The sequence below is a fragment of the Luteibacter sp. P4_E6 genome, assembly GCF_056401535.1.
Genome location: NZ_JBFUJE010000879.1, coordinates 1 through 1062, shown reverse-complemented (window position 1 = coordinate 1062; position 1062 = coordinate 1). Strand labels below are relative to the sequence as shown.

At 61.5% G+C, this 1062-nt stretch carries 3 protein-coding genes; all 3 read left to right on the top strand.

Annotation, left to right across the window (positions count from 1 at the left end; genetic code table 11):
* Positions 1-189, top strand: a 189-nt coding sequence (locus tag AC1DT2_RS24295; RefSeq protein ID WP_477299301.1) for a helix-turn-helix domain-containing protein, incomplete at its 5' end; no start/stop codon positions are given.
* Between the two features lie 81 nt (positions 190-270).
* Positions 271-723 carry a GFA family protein gene (locus AC1DT2_RS24290; protein ID WP_477299299.1) on the top strand — a complete coding sequence of 151 codons (453 nt, stop codon included), beginning with the start codon at positions 271-273 and terminating at the stop codon, positions 721-723.
* 97 nt (positions 724-820) lie between these two features.
* The coding region (locus AC1DT2_RS24285) for a type II toxin-antitoxin system RelE/ParE family toxin (protein WP_477299297.1) at positions 821-1062 on the top strand (242 nt) is incomplete at its 3' end.

The window sequence follows — 1062 nt, the reverse complement described above, 5'->3', positions numbered from 1 at the left end:
GGCATGAGCGTGACGGATTTCGTGAACCGCATGCGGGTTGCCCTGGCCAGCGAGTTGTTGGCTGGGTCCCGGCTGGATATGGAGGCGGTGGCCGAACGCTCGGGTTTCGGCTCCGCACGACAGTTGCGCCGGGCCTGGGGTCGTCTGCACGCCGCGCCGCCGAGTCGGTCGCGCGACGCGTTGACCTGAGCCTCGAAGAACCGGCCTTGCCGTCCGAGGCGAAGCGAGCGTAGGGTGAATCCTCTTCCATCAGCCGCAGGAGCACGAAGCATGCTGATCCACGGTAGCTGTCATTGCGGAAACCTGACCTTCGAGCTTGTGTGGCCCGAACATGCCGAGACGATTGCCGCCCGGGCATGCACGTGCACGTTCTGTCGGAAGCACGGGGCTGTATGGACAGCGAATGCCTTGGCAACGTTGAGCATTCGGGCCCGGGGTGGTGGCCTGGTCTCGGATTACACCTTCGGCACGGAAACCGCGGACTTCCGCGTCTGCGCGCGGTGCGGTGTTGTCGCCTGCTGCACGAGCCTTATCGATGGCAGGCTGTATGCCGTGGTCAATGTCAACGTATTCGACAACTTCGATAGCGCGCGCCTGGTACGTAGTGACGTGAGCTTCGATGGCGAAGAAGAGCCGGCAAGACTGGCGCGCCGTGCCGCCAACTGGATCGGTGACGTGCGTTTTTCCGCATGGCGAGCGAGTGCGGGCGACGCCCACGTATGACGAGGATGGTCGCGCAAGGCTTGCCCCCGTGCGCTGACTGTATGCACTGACAAAATCAGTCATGATCGCTTATCGACAAACGATAAGCCGCTGACTTATGATTGCTTCATTCGCGCACCAAGACGCTGAGGCGCTCTTCATGGGGTATCGGGTACGGCGCTTCATCCGTATCGAATCCGTCATCAGGCGCAAGCTCGCTCAGCTAAATTCGGCAGCGACGCTGGATATCCTGAGGGCGCCGCCTGGCAATCGACTTGAGATGTTGCAAGGCGATCGATTCGGGCAGTACAGCATCCGGGTCAATGACCAGTACAGGATTTGCTTCCGTTGGTCGGAGGG

Coding starts and splice junctions, on each gene's coding strand:
- AC1DT2_RS24290 (WP_477299299.1), top strand. CDS start 271: ATGCTGATCCACGGTAGCTGTCATTGCGGAAACCTGACCTTCGAGCTT.